The following is a 17,584-nucleotide window of genomic DNA, read 5'->3' on the forward strand; positions in this document are numbered from 1 at the left end:
TATTCTCTAAAATTTACTAAAAAACTTACGTTTAACGATTGGTTCTGGAACCAAGTTTGTGACATTATCACCATCAAGTATTGCTTCAGCATTAGTCTCAAACAATTCTTGATAGTCCCGTCCCATTTGTTTCTCTAATTTTGCCATGGCCTCAACCATCTCGTAATCACGATTTGGTAAGTCATGCGCATCAGAAACAAAAACATGAGCCAAGTTATGCTTAATAATTTCTTCGGCAAATTTTTCAACTTTTTTACCAAAGGTACCTACATAGGAACTTGCTGTTACTTGTGCCACCGCACCCGCTTCAATCAAATCAAACAAAATACTTGGTGTAGACATTATTTTAGTATTTCGCTCAGGGTGAGCAATTTCTACAGTAATACCACGTTGCATGATTTGAAAAATCATATCTTTACTATATGTAGGAACATCATCATCTGGAAACTCCAGTAGAAGATAGCGGTTACTTTCATCAGCAAACAAAATATCATCATCATCCAAAGCCTGCAATAAGCCACCATTGATACGTACCTCCTGCGAAGGAAATACTTGGAGTCCAATGTCATTATTATCTAGGTGCTTTTGGAATTCTGATGTTAGTCTGATGACATCATCTTTATGGTTCACGTAATGGCCATTCATATGATGAGGCGTCATTAACGCAGCTTTAATCCCACTATCTACAGCTTCCTTGGCCATACGTATAGAAGCTCGCAGAGACTTGGACCCATCATCTATGTTTGGTAATAAGTGACTATGTAAATCTATCAGCATATTTTTCTCCCATAATAAAAAGGGACTGCTCGCAAAAAGAGCAAAATCCCCTGTCCCCATTATTAAACTGTAGCATACAAAACATTACATAAAAATGACAATTATGAGTAACGTTTATCATACTCCGGATCCTGACTTGTCAAAATCTTCGGACCATCTTTTGTAATTGCTAATGTATGTTCATATTGTGCCGACCATGAACCGTCTGCTGTTCTTACTGTCCACCCATCGGCTTCTGTATGGTCAGTCTCAACCTTCCAGCCCCCTAAGTTAATCATTGGCTCGATGGTAATGACCATCCCCTCACGCAAACGCACACCGTGACCTGGTTTACCATAGTGCGGTACATTTGGCTCTTCATGCATTGTTGGTCCAACACCGTGCCCGATATATTCACGCACATCCCCGTAATGGTGTTCAACTTCAGTGTACTGCTCAATGGCATTTCCAATATCACCAACACGATTCCCAATAATCGCTTGATCAATACCCAAATACATCGCTTTTTTGGTTACATCCATCAGTTTTTGAACCTCTGGTGTTACCTCGCCAACAGCATAAGACCACGCTGAATCAGATACGGCGCCATTCAAGCCAACCACTGTGTCAACCTTCACCAAATCACCGCTCTTCAGCTTTAGTCCCTTGCGTGGCAAACCATGCGCCACCTCATCATTTATGCTGATAGTCGTAGCATACTTGAATCCTTCAAAACCAATCTGCAAAGGCACGCCACCATGGCTTTCGATATACTCCCGTGACTTTGTTTCAATTTCCCATGTATCAATACCTGGTTCAATGAGATCACGCAACATATGGTGCATACCAGCGATGATAGCACCAGATTGTCGCATAGCTTCAATTTCTCTAGGTGATTTTAACTGTATCATTAGTTACTTCTTTCATTTTCAATATCTATTTCATTATACATATAATGTTACCAAATAAAAAGTCCCCGAAAACTACGAAGAGTTTTCAAGGACAATCCTAAAATTTACTTAACTTTTATTGTGCCATTTGGGTTGTAATTGCCTTATGAACACGATCAATTTCTGTTTGGCTCATGACTTCTGTTGACCCCAATCCAGAAATACTTTGCGTGGTACCTTTTAACTGATCCTGCTTAACCGTACCAAATGCATCACGATAGCTCAATGCCAAATTTTTCATGGACTTGGTTGAAACATCAGTTTGCACGTTGTTAGAGACGGTGGTCAAGAAAGAATCATTGAACACGGTACCAACTTGGGCTGAATTCTTCAAAATGGCTTTGATGACCAATTGTTGACGCATTTGACGACCGTAATCACCATTAGGGTCTTCGTGTCGCATACGTGCAAAGGCTAAGGCTTCTTCACCATCCATATGATACGTTTTACCCGATACGAATGAATACTGGTTCTTAGAGTCAGCTTGCGTGTCATCACCTTCAGTTGTGAATGTGAGTGGTGATGTCACGTCAACACCGCCAACTGCGTCGACCATTTTAACTAAGCCACCCATGTTAATCAATATATAACCACCATTGATGTCAATATCGAGCAAGTCTTCGACAGCCTGTGTTGCTGAAGCAGCTGAACCATATGCATAGGCAGCATTGATTTTCATTTGTTGTCCGCTAACTGTTACCAATGTATCACGCGGGATTGACGTCATCGTTGTTGTTTTGGTCTTAGGATTGATTGTCATAACAATCATAGTATCCGTACGCCCTTTATACGAACGACCAAGCTCACCTGTATCAGTTCCTAAAAGAAGATATGAAACTGGCTTTTTACTATTCGTAATTTTATCAGCAGACTTTGTCGTTGTTGACGTCTTTTGCATCTTTGTAATTGTGTGGTTAACTTTAGTATATGCATAGGCGCCTAGACCAAGTCCGACAACAAACAACAGTCCGATAATCGTCAGAATAGTATTGCGCACTCTATGATGCTTTTTAGGACGAATCTGAGATCGTCGTTTCATAATTAAATGCTCCTTTTAGCTTCGTTACATAATCGCTGTTTATTGTATCATAATAGCTTGCCATTTGCTTAAGTTCCGTCACGAAACCAATAAAAAAGCCTGCCTTTACAGACAGACTACGATGATATTGAATTTACATTGTACCAAACAAACGATCACCGGCATCGCCAAGTCCTGGCACGATGTAACCATGTTCGTTTAAGCCTTCATCAAGAGAACCCGTATAAAGGTCAACATCTGGATGGGCTTCTTGCACTGCCTTAACGCCTTCCGGTGCTGAAACAAGTGTAATCAACTTAATATGCTTTGCACCACGCTTCTTCAATGCTGAAATAGCATCTTTTGCTGAGCCACCAGTAGCCAACATTGGATCAACTAACAAGACATCACGTTGGTCAATATCTTCTGGTAACTTGATGAAATACTCAACTGGTTCAAGCGTTTCTTCATCACGATACATACCAATATGCCCAATTTTAGCCGCTGGAATTAGTTGCACGATACCATCAACCATGCCTAGTCCGGCACGTAAGATTGGCACAACAGCAAGCTTTTTACCAGCAAGTTGCTTTTTGATCGTCTTAGTAACTGGTGTCTCCACTTCAACGTCTTCCAATTGAAGATCACGACTTGCTTCATACGTCATTAGCATCGCAATTTCATCAACTAATGCACGAAAATCTTTGGTCCCAACATTCTTATTACGAATCATTGTAAGTTTATGTTGGATCAAAGGATGATCCATTACAACAAATTTTCCCATGATATTTTCGAATGCACACCACTTCCCTAATTTTTAGTGAAGCCATGAACACCTTTCCTTCCAATTCATTTTGCTATATAAAAGTATACCAAAAAAATTGACGTCAAGGCTAATTTTCTCATAATTTAAACTGATACTAAAAACAAATCAATTTTAATCCAGTGCTGTAACGCGCTTGCTATTGGTTAACAAATAACCACTCACACCAAGAACCGTACCAACAACTGCCGGCACAACCCAACCAAATCCAAGGGCCGCAAACGGTACAAAGTGGTGATAACCATTAACTAAGCTTTGGACGTGGCTGGTTGTAGCCAATGGTGAACTAGCTAATGCATCAAGGAACGCAGGTACGGTAACAGAAGCAACCACAAAGCGATAGACTACTGGAGATTTTTTGAAATATTTACTAAAAAGCGATAATAAGATTAATACTAAGGCAAATGGATAAAGCAACATCAACACAGGTACTGACCAAGCAACAATGTTCGTCAATCCAGCATTAGCTGTAACGAATGATCCAAATGCAATAACGCGTAACCACCATAGGTAACTCACTTTTGGAAATACACGGTGCAAGTCTTGCGCAAATGATACAAACAGCCCCATTGCTGTCGTAAAGACAGCTAGTGTAACGATTACCCCTGTCAACGCCGTACCAAAGTTGCCCATATAGTGGCTAACAATTTGAGCAAAGGCAGCACCACCATTATCAGAAGCTTTGAACAAACCTAAGCTAGTAGTACCAACCAAAACCAATACCGCATATAATTCCGCTTCAGCTAGGATGCTTAACAAACCAGCTTTTGCCAATACCTTAGATACTTGTTGCTTTTGAAAGCCTAATCCTCTGACTGCGTACACAACTGATACCGCCAAAGCTAACAGCGCAATACCATCCATCGTATTGTAACCGTCCAGAATTCCTTGGAATGCTGCATTACTTTGATAAGCAGCAGACACTGCTTGATGTGTATCCCCCATTGGCAAAACCAATGACAAAATAAGCACCACCAGTAACAAGCCTAGAAAGAGTGGATTAAGATATTTTCCGACCCATTTCAATAATCCCGATTCCTTGACAGTTAGGAAGTAAGCTAAGCCAAAGAACACAGCGGAAAATACAAACATCACCACACCTTGATATTTAAGTGGTACAAAGGGTGCAATTCCCATTGAAAAAGCTGTCGCTGCTGTACGTGGTGTCCCAAAAAATGGACCAATCGTCAAATGAATAGCTACCAAGAAAACCGTACCAAACCAAGGTGCTACTGGTTTAGCAATATCATAAACGCTTTGACTGTTTGTTAAGCTCACCGCCATCATCGCCAAAAACGGCACGACCGTTCCGGTAATCAAGAATCCAATTGTCGCCGGTAACCAATTACCACCTGATAATTGTCCTAATTGGATTGGGAAAATCAAATTTCCCGCCCCAAAAAACATCCCAAATATGAGTGATGCCACTAAAACTAATTGTTTCCATGTCAATTTTTTCTCAACCATTATTATTCTCCTATATTTCATGTTTTATTTTCTATAGCTAAACAAGCTATACTTTTAATGGCAACATTGTCATTTTCTCCTCTGATTTATTAAGAAAATAAAAAAGACGAGCTACTATGAATCTAGTAGCTCGTCTCTTAAACAATATCAATCAGCTACCTATCACGTTATGTTGTGATAGGCACTAAAAAATTTCAGCACTTATCACTATCTAATGATAATAATGCTGATAATAATTTTTTCAGTTGATGCTGATTGGTATGTCATGTTATTTTCTCATTTATTTGATAATATTATTAAAACAATTTTTATCCAATTTGTCAACTTTTAATCAAAATAAAAAACGCCATAAGCGTTTTTAGTTTAATGATTAACGTTCAACTGAAACAGTTGTGTCAGTTGTAGCCGCTGTACGTGCTTGAACCAAAACGTTGTCAGATGACAATGCTGCTTTGGCTTGATCAGCCAACTTTGTGAATGTGTCAAAGTCAGAAACAGCGATTTCAGCCAACATCTTACGGTTCAATTCAACACCTGCCAATGTCAAACCGTGCATCAACTTTGAGTATGACAAACCGTTCATGCGTGCTGCTGCGTTGATACGAGCAATCCACAACTTACGGAAGTTACGCTTTGTGTTCTTACGATCACGGTAAGCGTACAAGTATGACTTGTAAACTTGTTGCTTAGCAACCTTATAATTAATACGACGTTGTCCACGGTAACCCTTGGCCAACTTAACAAACTTTTTACGACGTGCGCGTGACACTGTACCACCCTTAACTCGCATGGGTATTTCCTCCTAGAAATTAAATAATTAGACGTACCTTGAAATTAGAGCGTGCTCAACATCTTAGCGTATGTCTTTACAGTCGTTGAATCCATCATGCGTGTACCACGCAATTGACGACGTTGCTTCTTTGTCTTACCGTGGAAACGGTGTGAAGTATAAGCTGAAGCTGACTTCAAGCCACCATTGGCTGTCTTCTTAAAGCGCTTTGCTGATGCGCGGTGTGTCTTCATCTTTGGCATGTGACCAATTCTCCTACTTTACGATTTTTGTTTATGCTTACTATAGCAAGCTACTAAACACTAACTTACTTGGCATCGCGTGGTGCCAAGACCAAAAACATTTGGCGGCCGTCCATTTTGGCACGTTGTTCAACCTTGGCGATGTCATTAAGTTCTTCAGCCATGCGGTCTAAGACCTCACGACCAATGTCTTGGTGAGTAATCATACGACCACGGAAACGCAAATTAAGCTTAACCTTATTCCCTTGTGACAGGAACTTAATTGCTGCTTTCTTACGTGTTTCGAAATCGCCAGAATCAATCACTGGTGACATGCGAACTTCTTTAACTTGAACAATTTTTTGGTTTTTACGTTGTTCTTTTTGCTTCTTTTGAGCTTCGAACTTCGCTTTACCCCAATCCATGATCTTGGCAACTGGAACTTCTGCATTAGCTTGCACCAATACCAAGTCCATGTCTGCATCATTCGCTAACTGTTGTGCGTCACGTGTTGACATTTCTTCTTGCTTACCATCGTGGATAAGCAAAACACGTGGGGCGCGGATATTTTCGTTGACTAAATCAACTTGTCGTGGTTGACGTGCTATTGTCAGGCACCTCCAAATTTATTTTGTGAATCAAGAAGAAAAGTGGGCCAAGAACTTAATCTTTACCCACTTCCACACTTGCAGTACTTTCGTACAACTGTATCTGCCAAGCAACATAGTCACTTGGCGAGAAGCGGGTGCTTCTACTTGTTCAACATCTATTAGTTTACTCTGTTTCCTCATTTTTGTCAACTACATTGTGGATAAGGCTAATACCAAAATGACTGATGACCAGAATGGCAAACTGTACGCCAGCAAATAGTGTAACAAACGCCAGCATATGCATGCTAGTTGATGACACGACCAACCTTGCCACGCGATGTGTTTGTGTGAAAACATCCCAAGAATTCAAACGTAAAAAACGGCCAAGATAAATACCAACACTGGCAATCAATGACAAGCCAAATATCAGAACCAATTGTAATAGTTCATGCCTTCTATGGAAATAATGCTTTAAAATCAGTTCGATACTTAACATCCCCAAAACAACGCCCATAAAAACCCCTGCTGCTAACACCGCGTAATTGAAGTATTGCATACGAACAGTGAGTCCGATACCAATATATTGCAGATGAATAAAATCGGTAATCATATACATCGTATTTGGATAAAATAATAGCCATAACAAGCTGAAAATAATTTGTATGGATCGGCGTTTACTAATATTTACAATAATGGCAAAATCTAATGGCAATAACGCCAAAAAAATGTTCCAATTCAGGAAAGTGAAATGCGTTGGTGTTAGTAAAACAAACCCAAAAAATAATAATACAATGACATGTATCGCTAAAACACTTGTTATGTCTTGTTTCTTCATATATACCCAACCTCTACAAACAATTTATAAACTATTTTATACGAAATTGTTAACTAACAATCACTTACTATTATTGTAACATGGACGACAATTGTCTTTTAGTTTGAAATTTCAACACAAGTTAAATTTTGTGTTGTACACTCAAATTAAATAGAAAAAGGAGAAAAAATGATTCAAAATAATAAACAAGTTATCGAAAGCAACATCGTATTTATTCATTCTGATTGGTAGTGGTTTTATCAAACAAACCCCAATATAACGGCATTTTTAATCTCAATCAGAAAGGTGCAGTGCTATCCAACGGATACCTATCACTGCAAGTGTTACGCTATGTCTTCAAAAAAAATTACATTTAAAGATTTATTTTCATTCAAGTGGTACGTTCATCAGATGTCTGGCTGGACAAGGACCTCATACATTCTATTAATTTTTGGTTACCTCGTCATTACCTATAGCTCATTCTTTGCCGGTTCTCCCATTAATCATATGACATGGTGGACATTTGTCGCCGCAATCCTAGGATTTACAACAACATTGGCCATCACCAATGCACGGCCCTTAAATGGCGTTTTCGGTTTACTTTCTGCTTTAATTTATATCGCGATGGCACTCCAAGCCAATAACCCCGCCGATGCGGTATTACAAGCCGTATATATTGTATTACTTGATATTCCCGTTTTAATCATGCCTGGCTGGGCAATTGATGTTGAAAAGCGGATTCGGTTCATACACGAAACCGATGCTCGTGGTGAAAAGCATGGTAAATCTTTTTGGTACCCTGTGCTTGTCGGCTCAGCAATCGTCGCTTTCATTGCAGCTTATCTATTTGAAACACAAGTTTTGCACACACCAAGACCAGTTGCTGATTCAGCTGTCTTGGCAACTGGTCTCGTTGGCGCCCTGTTAACAACTTTCCGTTTTTCAGAAGCTTTTGCCATTTGGCTTATTCAGGGCGTTGCTCAAGTACTATTATGGGGATTGACTGCTGTCCATGGCGATGCAAACTGGGTCTTATTTTTAACCTATATGCTATATGTCGGTAATGACTTGATCGGTGTCTTTCAATCTTCATGGTTCCACCATAAGGTATATACTCAAGAAATTATCCAATCCCATGTCAAGTAAATTTCCTTGACATTAATAAGCCGTAGCCCTTGACAAATATTTAAAACTTCGGTAAACTTGACTAGTTGATAAATTGAAACGAAAGGAGGTGCTCTTATGGCTACCCCATCAAACAAGAATTCAAAGTCTCACAAGCGTAATCGTCGCGGTCACATCGGCTTGAACGTTCCTAACATTGTTTTGGATCAAACAACGGGTGAATATCGCGTTTCACACCGCGTTTCACCTTCTGGTGTTTACAACGGCAAGCAAGTTATTGATAAAAGTAACAATGACACTCGTTCATAATGAACGGGTTTTTTTGTTTAAAGGCAAAAACTAATTACCTATGATTAAAATAAAAGAAGCCGCGGTTGATTCCGTGCAGCGCGCTCGTGAAATGATATCACGTGGGGCCAATCGTATTGAATTAAATTCACGACTTGATTTAGGTGGCATTACACCTGATACTAAAAAAATTATTGATACATTAGCAATTGCTAATGAGTTACCTGTTGTTATCATGGTTCGCCCACGTGGTGGTGATTTTGAATATAGTAGTAGTGAAGTCGAACAAATGTTGGATACCATGCAAATAATTGCTGATGTTGGCGGTGAGATAGTCACTTTTGGTGCTGTCTCCGCCGATGAACTAGACTTTGATAGTATGTCTATTTTAATTGGTTGCGCTCATAAATTGCATTTACAAGTTGTCATGCATATGGCATTTGATCAAATCGCAAACCATAAACAACAAAATGCGATGAATTGGCTATCTGACCATGGTGTCAAGCGGATACTAACTCATGGTGGTCCACTGTCAGTACCAATCATGCAGTCACTGCCCCATTTGCAAACACTAGTCAACAGCGCCCCAGCAAATTTAACCATTTTACCTGGTGGCGGTGTAACAAAAATGAATGCTGAAGCCATAGCTAATATTCTAGGCGTTAATGAGACCCATGGCACACAAATTGTTTAATTTTTAGCACGATACGATTTTAAAATCAAGGAGAGCTATGATGGATAACAAAAAAATAATTGTTGTTGGTGGGACAGGTTTTGTTGGTCAGGGTATCTTATCAGCTTTGAACAACAAGGACTTTGAATTGCATAGTTTATCACGGCACCAATTCAGTCCCACTGACGCAACTGACCAAGTCACTTACCACGCTGCTGATTTAAATAAGCCTGGAGAATGGCAAGATTTGCTCAGAGAAGCGGATTGGGTTGTCGATGCTGTAGGAATATTGCTACCCAACCCTTTCAAACATATTAATTACCAAAACAGTAGCGTTCAGCCCGCGCAAAGACTCTTGGATGTTCTTGCGACAACGCACCAAACTAAGTTTTTGTTTGTATCCGCCAATGCGACACCTTTCTTTTTAAATGCCTATTTGCGGGCCAAATTAACCGTAGAGCACTCGGCTAAAGCTCTATTAAACGACAGAGCTTATAATGTTTATCCTGGTATTGTCTATGATAAATCAAGAATTTATTCTTATATTCCCGCTATTATTCTTGTAACCCTGCAACGCATTCTTGGATTAAAATTTTTACAGCGTTATCGTCCTGTAAGTCGCAAAACCTTTGCTATAGAAGTTGAAAATATTTTAAATGGCAAGGAAAGCGCCCTATTGAAACGAAATATAAAAATAAAATAACTGCTGAAAAAGCGTTCGACTAAATCATTTAGCCGAACGCTTTTTATTATCTATAACTTGATTTTTAATGAACATAGACCGTTACTACCGTAACAACACCGAAAATTACACCTGGTATATTAGCTAGAATAACAGGCCAATCCTTATAGGTCTTTAGCCAGCCATAAGTCACCCACAAAGTTGCATTGACCGTGGCACACAATGGTTGAAGTACCGATACAGGATTTCCGGATAGATTAGCTGTAATCTGTGGAATATAAGAAATATACATCAAACAACAAAATACTACCGCTACCTTACTTAACAGTTTCAGAAATCTAATTCTCTCTTGACTAACTTCTTTTCTTGACTCTTTCGGGACGTAATTGTCGTAATTCATTGGGTTCCTTTCATATGTAAATACAATGTTTTCATTATAACATTATGTGATTTTTATGTAAAATACGCCACAAATATTGCTTTTTATTTTAGGATGAATGCTATGTTCGTCACATTCAAAAATTTAATTTAAAATGATTCTTGATTTTTGAATTCAGAACGTTGTATAATGAAAACAGATTAGAATTGTTCTAACAAAGAAAAGGAGAAATTATGACTACAAATTTTATTGATTCAGAAATAACAGATTTCAAAGTGAATGCATACCACGATGGTGATTTCACAGAAGTAACTAAGCAAGATACCTTAGGTAAATGGGGTGTTTATTTCTTCTATCCTGCCGACTTCTCATTTGTTTGCCCCACTGAATTGGGTGACTTAGCTGATCACTACGCTGACTTCCAAAATATTAATGCTGAAATTTATTCTGTATCTGAAGACAGCGAGTTTGTTCACAAGGCTTGGGCAGAAGCTACGGATACAATTGCTAAAGTAAAGTATCCTATGTTGGCTGATCCAGCTGGTAAGTTGGCTCGTTTCTTTAATGTTTTAGACGAAGATGCAGGCTTGGCTTTCCGTGCAACTTTCATTGTTGATCCTGAAGGAAAAATTCAGTCATATACCATCAACAACATGGGTATTGGCCGTAATGCTGAAGAAATCTTACGTACACTTGAAGCTGCACAATTCGTTGCTGAACATGGTGACCGTGTCTGCCCTGCCAATTGGCACCCTGGTGAAGACACAATTGCTCCGAGCTTAGACTTAGTTGGTAAAATTTAGAGGTTACGCAATGACTGAACCACATATTTATGACACGATTATTATAGGTGGCGGACCTGCTGGTTTATCAGCCGGTATTTACGCTGGCCGTTCAACAATGGATACCTTAATTATTGAAGGTGACCAAATTGGTGGGCAAGTCACAACAACCTCAACTGTTGCAAATTATCCTGCTGTTGAAACAATTGATGGTACAGCATTAGTCAATAGAATGCACCAACAGGCAAAAAGTTTTGGTGTTCAATTCGTTTTTGATACCGTGACTGATTACAATTTTAGTGATGAGGTCATAAAAACAGTTACTGGTAAAAAAGATACTTACCATGCACGTAGCATCATCATTGCTACAGGTGCTGAACCTCATCAAGTTGGTTTCCAAGGTGAGCAAGATTTTCGAGGCCGTGGTGTGGCCTATTGCTCAACTTGTGATGGTGAATTATTTAGTGGATTAGAAGTATTCGTCATCGGTGGTGGCTATGCTGCTGCTGAAGAAGCTGATTACCTCACAAGATTTGCACGTCACGTCACCATTGTGATGCGATCTAATGACTTTACTTGCCCGCCACTAACTGCTGATCGTGCACGCCTCAACGCCAATATCACCATTTGGCCAAACACAGAAATTCAAACGGTGGCTGGTCAAAACTACTTAACTGATGCAACCTTTATTAACAACAAAACAAGTGAGCAAACTACTTACCATGTTGCTGATGGTGATAATACATTTGGTATTTTTGTTTACGTAGGCACAGATCCGCAAACAAAAATGTTCCAACATGATATTATGTTGGATGAGCACAAATATATTGTGACTGATTCCCAGGGTCAAACGAATATTCCGGGGGTGTTTGCTGCTGGGGATATCATTTCTAAGCCACTTAGACAAATCGTCACGGCGGCTTCTGATGGTGCCAATGCCGCTACTAGTGCAGAGCTATTTGTGTCAGAACAAAAGCACAGGCTTAATATTCCGGTTAACCGTTCCGCAGTGTCCGCTCCAAAAACTGACGTTACTAAAGGACCTACAAGTACTATTGATGCAACTGATCATTCTGCCCTTCCTACTCACACTGGACAGTGGTTCGCAAAAGAAATTATACAAGCCTTACAACCTATTTTTGATAAACTTACGCAAGATGTTACCCTGCATCAATTGACAGACGACTCATCAAAAAGTCATGAACTTTCCTCATTTTTGGAAGAGTTTAGCCAACTAAGTAGCCACCTGAAATTTAAAATGGAACCTACTAGTACTGAACTAGAAAGCAAATATCATGTTCACCATATGCCAAACTTTAGATTGCTTACTGACAATGATGAAGATACTGGAATTCAATTTAGTGGTATTCCTACCGGACATGAGTTAAATTCTCTAGTTCTAGCGCTCTATAATATTGCTGGGCCTGGTCAAACAATTGATACAGAGCTTGTCCAACGTATACAGCGTTTACCAAAAATAGATCTGAATATTGGTGTGTCATTAACTTGTCATTTTTGTCCAGATGTTGTGGCTGCTTGCCAACACATTGCCGCAATTAATGATAATGTAACTGCCGAAATGATTGACTTGCAATTATTCCCTGAACTACGCGAATCATATCATATCATGAGTGTACCCGCGATGATTATTAATAATAGCGATAATGTTATTTTTGGTAGCCAATCACTGGAAGAAATCGTTTCCGCCATCGAGACAAGCAGCCCCTTGCCTGTCCATTGATTTAAATCAAAAAAAACAAACTACTCCAGGTTAAGTAGTTTGTTTTTTTATGCATACGAATATTAGAAGTGAGCCAACTCCGCTATTATTACGTGATACAATTAAAGAATGATAAATTAAACAAATAAAACGTTTGTAACTATGATATAAATATTTTCTCGGCTGCAACAAATGATAAAAGGAAGTACACAGAATGCCCTTAGATGGACTATTTACGCACGCGATTGTGCATGAACTAAATGATTTAATTACAGGTGGCCGCATCACCAAGGTGCACCAACCTTATCCAAATGAAATTGTACTCGTGGTCCGTAATAATGGGCAGAATTATCCGCTCCTACTGAGTGCTCATCCCAGCTACGCACGTGCCCAAATCACACGTATTCCCTACGAAAACCCGCAAACTGCACCAAACTTCGTAATGTTTTTACGACGCTATTTAGAAGGCGCTAAATTACAAAAAATTGAGCAAGTTGAAAATGATCGTATCATTAATTTTTACGTTAATGCACGTAATGAATTAGGGGACATACAAGAAATCCGCTTAACCTTAGAGATGATGGGACGCCACTCAAACCTATTTTTAGTTCGTGAAAGTGATGCCCGTATCCTGGAACTAATTAAACATGTTCCTGCCGACCAAAATCGTGTCCGTTCTTTGATTCCTGGTGCAACTTATGTTTTGCCTCCTGCCCAGAATTTGAAGAATCCGTTTACTGCAGGGCTAGATGGTTTAGCTCAAATGATCCTAGATACACCTCTCGAAGAATGGCCTAAATACATTCAAAAAACGTATCAGGGATTCGGAAGAGAATCCGCGGAAGCATTGGCTCGAGCAATTAATCAGGCAGGTGATCAATTAGCGCATGCGCGTGAATGGTTGGCTCATTTTGACCATCTCGCCCCCACACTTTTCACTTCAAAAGATGGTTCTCTTAGCTACTCTGCCTTTGACTGGTTGCAAGACAGCGTGTCACAAGAAGAATTTCCAACGTTAGGCACCATGCTTGACGCCTATTACATCGGAAAAGCTGAAAGAGAACGTGTCAACCAACAAGCCGGTACCCTCGTTCGGGTTGTTAAAAACGAATTGAAAAAAAATACGGCTAAGCGAAAGAAATTATTAAAAACACTTGAAGACGCTGAAAATGCTGATGAGTTAAAAGTCAAAGGCGATTTGTTAATTACCTACCCTCACCTCGTTCAAAAAGGAATGAAAAGCGTATCTATTGAAAATTATTATGATAATAATAATTTACTAGAAATCCCCTTAGATCCTAAACTAAACGGTCTGAAAAATGCTGAAAAATATTTCAACAGATACCGTAAATTACGTACGGCCGTAGATTTTGTTAATGAGCAAATTGCGTTGACCGACGCAGAAATTGATTATTTTAATAATATTGTCGCACAATTAGATGTTGCATCTCCAAAGGACGTAGAAGATATCCGCCTCGAATTAACCGCTGAGGGATACATTCGCGCCAATAAGAAAAATAAACAAAAACCAAAGGTATCAAAACCTGATAAATTCGAAAGTTCCGATGGTACGTTGATTGAAGTTGGTAAAAACAACTTGCAAAACGAACGACTTTCATTAAAACAAGCTGATCGTCGAGATATTTGGTTACACGTCCAAAAAATACCAGGATCACACGTTATTATTCATGATTCTAATCCTTCAGATACAACGCTTATTGAGGCCGCAAAGCTCGCTGCTTACTTCAGCAAGGCGCGTGAATCTGCCAATGTCCCCGTCGATTATTTACCTGCCGGAAAACTGCGCAAACCAAATGGTTCAAAGCCAGGTTTTGTTATTTTTGAAGGACAGCAAACACTATATGTTACGCCCGATGCTAGTTTAGTTTCAAAACTGAAAATAAAATAATAAAAAGACCAAAACAAATGCTTTGGTCTTTTTTTGTTCCTCGAAAAATCTACTTTTTTATAGCTTGGTATAAAATAAATGGTGCTTGTGTTTTTTCATTTAACCAACTCTTATAGTGATACTCTTGTTCTATTTGTTGGATTTGTTCTGCTGAAAAATCTTCTAACTTTGGATACCGAACTGTAATTTCACTAAATCCTGCTCGCTTTAAATTCGTTTCATACATACGATTTGGCCAGTTAAAATCATGCAAAATAAGTTTTTCTTGCGAGTCCAGATTCAACTTTTCAACACGTTCTTCACCATAACTATAAGATTTCCCCGGTTCACCATTTTGAAAAGTTGAAAATGGTACACCCGTGGTATTTGGATTAGTATCTAAAATGATGAAGTGACTGTTTGGTCGCAATGTTCGATAAATTTCCCTCATAATCTTTAAAATTCGTTGTTCAGACTGATTGTTAATAAAAACATAGCACGCAATCGCACCATCTACTGAATTATCAGAGATAAAATCTAAATTATCTTTTTTAACAATTTTATAATCAATTTGCTGATGCTTACGCTCTCTTTTCGCAATTTCAATCATTTTAGCAGACTCGTCAACCGCAACTATATCGGCTGATAGTTGGTTTGCTAAACGCAGCGAAACTTTTCCAGGGCCACATCCATAGTCTAATATTTTCTTTGCTTGAGTCGATTTCAAAATCGACAAAACAAAATTATATCCCAAAACCTGTTCTAATACGTCATTATAGTCGTTAAACTGATTAGCCACGACTTCATCCTTAAATAAATTTTCTGTCATTGGACACCATCCCTCTACTCATTTTCGTTGGCCATCTATTCAGCAAAAGATGTTGATATACTGGCAAAAGATGGTCAAATAACACCTGGTCCACTTCCTCGTGATAATAAATCATTTGGTAAATACTAAATAAGGCCAATATTTGTTGCCAATACGACGATAACTCAGTCTGTTGAATGTCCACCCAATTCATTGTTAATTCTTTTTTTCTCAATTTTTCTTCATAATGCATTAGCTCATGTACCATCGCCCAATTATTTCCTTGTGGCATTTTAGGAGAGATAAATGTTTGATCATTTGATTCATTGAGCACATGCGTCACCCACTGATTATCAGGTTCATAAATATGCATTGTGCCCACGCTATGGTAATATTTTCCAACTTTAAGATTCAACTCTCGTGCCATAAATTCTTGGATAAAGGTGAATGAAAAAATATCACTTACTATGCCTCGAAACGCATCATTTGCTCGCATGTAAGCCACCATATTAAGTTGGTTATTTCTAATTAAGAACTGCAATCCCAATGTGCAAGATACATCTAAATTTTGATTAATTGTTAATTCGTGTGCATCAAATATTTGGATTACCGCTCGTTTCGAATCAGCATCATTTAGCAGTTCTTGTTTAACGTTCTGCCATTGATTTAGGTTTTGTTCCCCAAAATGAAACAGCTTTTTGCCGTATGCCGTACCGGTTAGTATTTGCCCGTCCATTGAATAATCAGGCATTCGTTTATTGTAATAGCTGATGTAAGACAAGCTATTGTTTCCTGTTAGATACCACAATGCCTCCGCAAAATTAAAGATAATATTTGTTTTTCTCGTTTGGCTATATACAATTCTCTGTACGGGATTTTCAATTTTAAAATTAACACCTAATTTTTCCCGACTACTAAATCCTCTGGGCTCATTGAAAAATTCTGCATGATGATATATTTCATTTAGTTCGGCTATATAGGCATCATCAAAGGTTTCATATGTTGTCATTTAACTCAACTCCCTCATTCAACGCTACTTTGACAATACTTTATTGTGTTGTAGATAATTGTCTATCACATTACTTATTTGTGAAAGGCAACTATTCATATCTTCGTAATAGATATACTCTACGTCCCCAATTACACCAAGACCACGTATCAAATATGCATAGTCAACATCATTCTTTAAAAGCAAAATAATCTTTTTATGAAATGCTGACGCCCAGCCAATTTCAATATGGGTACCTGGTGATGCTGGGCTACCCGGAAAAGCCATTAAAATATCACAATTTTTTATGGAATTAAAATCAGCATCTGTACATTGAGTGGGGGTCATCATTTCTAATCCCCAATTCTCTCGTTTGTGCGCATTATCCACAAACATTCCTTTATCTTCTAACACTTGCATTACTTGCTGCAGTGCCTGTGTAGTTTCCGTATTGACTCGATTGTTTTGATTCAAAAGTTGTTTGAAAGGTGCCGCCAAAAAAATACGTTGATTCACAAAATTGCCTCCTAAATTTTCAACACATAGAAAAAGAGCGTTTGCAATAATAACAGTTATATTGCAAACGCTCTTAGATATAGTATGGCTGTTTATATGATTGCAAAAAAATCATATATTCATACTTTCCTACGCTGCTTGCTACAGATCAGGTTCAAAGGGTTCAAAGATTATCTCTTCTCTCTCAGCTTTTTTAAAAGCACCCCTAGTATGTTAATTAATCGACTAATAACAAAATCGAGTGTAACACACTTGTTCAGAAGTATGCAAACAAATTATTTTACCAAATAGTAATTTTAAGACGTT

20 protein-coding genes, 1 riboswitch and 1 other annotated feature are annotated in these 17,584 nt (G+C 38.6%); of the genes, 7 read left to right on the forward strand and 13 right to left on the reverse strand.

The annotated features are described in order from the left end of the window. Positions 1 to 6: 6 nt before the first annotated feature. The 9 genes from HFP47_RS05720 to HFP47_RS05760 all read right to left on the reverse strand — a co-directional run bounded on the left by HFP47_RS05720 (position 7) and on the right by HFP47_RS05760 (position 7,450). A complete protein-coding gene (locus HFP47_RS05720; protein WP_011680125.1) occupies positions 7 to 777 on the reverse strand; it encodes a tyrosine-protein phosphatase in 771 nt (256 codons plus the stop codon). A gap of 101 nt (positions 778 to 878) precedes the next feature. Continuing rightward, positions 879 to 1,667 carry a type I methionyl aminopeptidase gene (map, locus tag HFP47_RS05725; RefSeq protein ID WP_061515008.1) on the reverse strand — a complete coding sequence of 263 codons (789 nt, stop codon included), beginning with the start codon at positions 1,665 to 1,667 and terminating at the stop codon, positions 879 to 881. A gap of 115 nt (positions 1,668 to 1,782) precedes the next feature. After that, positions 1,783 to 2,745, reverse strand: coding sequence for an LCP family protein (locus HFP47_RS05730; protein WP_011680127.1), 963 nt, complete (start codon positions 2,743 to 2,745; stop codon positions 1,783 to 1,785). A gap of 133 nt (positions 2,746 to 2,878) precedes the next feature. Beyond that, positions 2,879 to 3,508, reverse strand: a complete 630-nt coding sequence (gene upp / locus HFP47_RS05735; protein WP_002815112.1) for a uracil phosphoribosyltransferase — start codon at positions 3,506 to 3,508, stop codon at positions 2,879 to 2,881. 153 nt (positions 3,509 to 3,661) lie between these two features. Further along, positions 3,662 to 5,014, reverse strand: a complete 1,353-nt coding sequence (gene brnQ / locus HFP47_RS05740) for a branched-chain amino acid transport system II carrier protein (RefSeq protein ID WP_179876200.1) — start codon at positions 5,012 to 5,014, stop codon at positions 3,662 to 3,664. 370 nt (positions 5,015 to 5,384) lie between these two features. Further along, positions 5,385 to 5,804: a 50S ribosomal protein L20 gene (gene rplT / locus HFP47_RS05745; protein WP_002815114.1), complete on the reverse strand. Its 420-nt coding sequence runs from the start codon at positions 5,802 to 5,804 to the stop codon at positions 5,385 to 5,387. A 44-nt stretch (positions 5,805 to 5,848) separates the two neighbouring features. Beyond that, positions 5,849 to 6,046 carry a 50S ribosomal protein L35 gene (gene rpmI / locus HFP47_RS05750; protein ID WP_002815120.1) on the reverse strand — a complete coding sequence of 66 codons (198 nt, stop codon included), beginning with the start codon at positions 6,044 to 6,046 and terminating at the stop codon, positions 5,849 to 5,851. Positions 6,047 to 6,111: 65 nt separating this feature from the next. Further along, positions 6,112 to 6,651 (reverse strand): translation initiation factor IF-3, encoded by a 540-nt coding sequence (infC, locus tag HFP47_RS05755; RefSeq protein ID WP_050892168.1) that lies wholly within the window; start codon positions 6,649 to 6,651, stop codon positions 6,112 to 6,114. A gap of 12 nt (positions 6,652 to 6,663) precedes the next feature. Then, positions 6,664 to 6,788: a sequence feature (ribosomal protein L20 leader region), on the reverse strand. Positions 6,789 to 6,799: 11 nt separating this feature from the next. Beyond that, a complete protein-coding gene (locus HFP47_RS05760) occupies positions 6,800 to 7,450 on the reverse strand; it encodes a DUF1361 domain-containing protein (protein ID WP_011680131.1) in 651 nt (216 codons plus the stop codon). 330 nt (positions 7,451 to 7,780) lie between these two features. On the opposite strand from HFP47_RS05760, the gene pnuC reads away from it, so the two are divergent. The 4 genes from pnuC to HFP47_RS05780 all read left to right on the forward strand — a co-directional run bounded on the left by pnuC (position 7,781) and on the right by HFP47_RS05780 (position 10,218). Beyond that, positions 7,781 to 8,575 carry a nicotinamide riboside transporter PnuC gene (gene pnuC / locus HFP47_RS05765; protein ID WP_179876201.1) on the forward strand — a complete coding sequence of 265 codons (795 nt, stop codon included), beginning with the start codon at positions 7,781 to 7,783 and terminating at the stop codon, positions 8,573 to 8,575. 96 nt (positions 8,576 to 8,671) lie between these two features. Next, complete coding sequence (gene rpmF, locus HFP47_RS05770) at positions 8,672 to 8,863, forward strand: 50S ribosomal protein L32 (RefSeq protein ID WP_179876202.1); 192 nt, start codon at positions 8,672 to 8,674, stop codon at positions 8,861 to 8,863. Positions 8,864 to 8,903: 40 nt separating this feature from the next. Beyond that, positions 8,904 to 9,536: a copper homeostasis protein CutC gene (locus HFP47_RS05775; RefSeq protein WP_128739717.1), complete on the forward strand. Its 633-nt coding sequence runs from the start codon at positions 8,904 to 8,906 to the stop codon at positions 9,534 to 9,536. A gap of 40 nt (positions 9,537 to 9,576) precedes the next feature. Next, complete coding sequence (locus HFP47_RS05780) at positions 9,577 to 10,218, forward strand: NAD(P)-dependent oxidoreductase (RefSeq protein WP_084014476.1); 642 nt, start codon at positions 9,577 to 9,579, stop codon at positions 10,216 to 10,218. 64 nt (positions 10,219 to 10,282) lie between these two features. Here the strand turns inward: HFP47_RS05780 and HFP47_RS05785 are convergent, their stop codons facing one another. Further along, positions 10,283 to 10,597: a SemiSWEET family transporter gene (locus HFP47_RS05785; protein ID WP_002815133.1), complete on the reverse strand. Its 315-nt coding sequence runs from the start codon at positions 10,595 to 10,597 to the stop codon at positions 10,283 to 10,285. A 212-nt stretch (positions 10,598 to 10,809) separates the two neighbouring features. On the opposite strand from HFP47_RS05785, the gene ahpC reads away from it, so the two are divergent. From ahpC to HFP47_RS05800, 3 genes are all read left to right on the forward strand, one after another. Further along, positions 10,810 to 11,379, forward strand: coding sequence for an alkyl hydroperoxide reductase subunit C (gene ahpC / locus HFP47_RS05790; protein ID WP_002815134.1), 570 nt, complete (start codon positions 10,810 to 10,812; stop codon positions 11,377 to 11,379). Between the two features lie 10 nt (positions 11,380 to 11,389). After that, complete coding sequence (locus HFP47_RS05795; RefSeq protein WP_179876203.1) at positions 11,390 to 13,099, forward strand: FAD-dependent oxidoreductase; 1,710 nt, start codon at positions 11,390 to 11,392, stop codon at positions 13,097 to 13,099. 193 nt (positions 13,100 to 13,292) lie between these two features. After that, positions 13,293 to 14,987: an NFACT RNA binding domain-containing protein gene (locus tag HFP47_RS05800; RefSeq protein WP_014324953.1), complete on the forward strand. Its 1,695-nt coding sequence runs from the start codon at positions 13,293 to 13,295 to the stop codon at positions 14,985 to 14,987. A gap of 49 nt (positions 14,988 to 15,036) precedes the next feature. Here HFP47_RS05800 and HFP47_RS05805 read toward each other — a convergent pair whose 3' ends face one another. From HFP47_RS05805 to HFP47_RS05815, 3 genes are read right to left on the reverse strand one after another with little or no spacing between them, the layout of a single operon-like run. Beyond that, positions 15,037 to 15,795, reverse strand: coding sequence for a class I SAM-dependent methyltransferase (locus HFP47_RS05805; protein WP_025268295.1), 759 nt, complete (start codon positions 15,793 to 15,795; stop codon positions 15,037 to 15,039). After that, positions 15,776 to 16,783, reverse strand: a complete 1,008-nt coding sequence (locus HFP47_RS05810; RefSeq protein ID WP_014324955.1) for a thymidylate synthase — start codon at positions 16,781 to 16,783, stop codon at positions 15,776 to 15,778. Before HFP47_RS05810 ends, HFP47_RS05805 begins: the two co-directional genes overlap by 20 nt. 24 nt (positions 16,784 to 16,807) lie before the next feature. Beyond that, complete coding sequence (locus tag HFP47_RS05815) at positions 16,808 to 17,278, reverse strand: nucleoside 2-deoxyribosyltransferase (RefSeq protein ID WP_105302189.1); 471 nt, start codon at positions 17,276 to 17,278, stop codon at positions 16,808 to 16,810. Positions 17,279 to 17,387: 109 nt separating this feature from the next. Continuing rightward, a riboswitch (TPP riboswitch) is annotated at positions 17,388 to 17,495 on the reverse strand. Positions 17,496 to 17,584 lie beyond the last annotated feature (89 nt).

Source organism: Leuconostoc sp. DB-1, from assembly GCF_013414845.1.
GTDB lineage: Bacteria > Bacillota > Bacilli > Lactobacillales > Lactobacillaceae > Leuconostoc > Leuconostoc mesenteroides.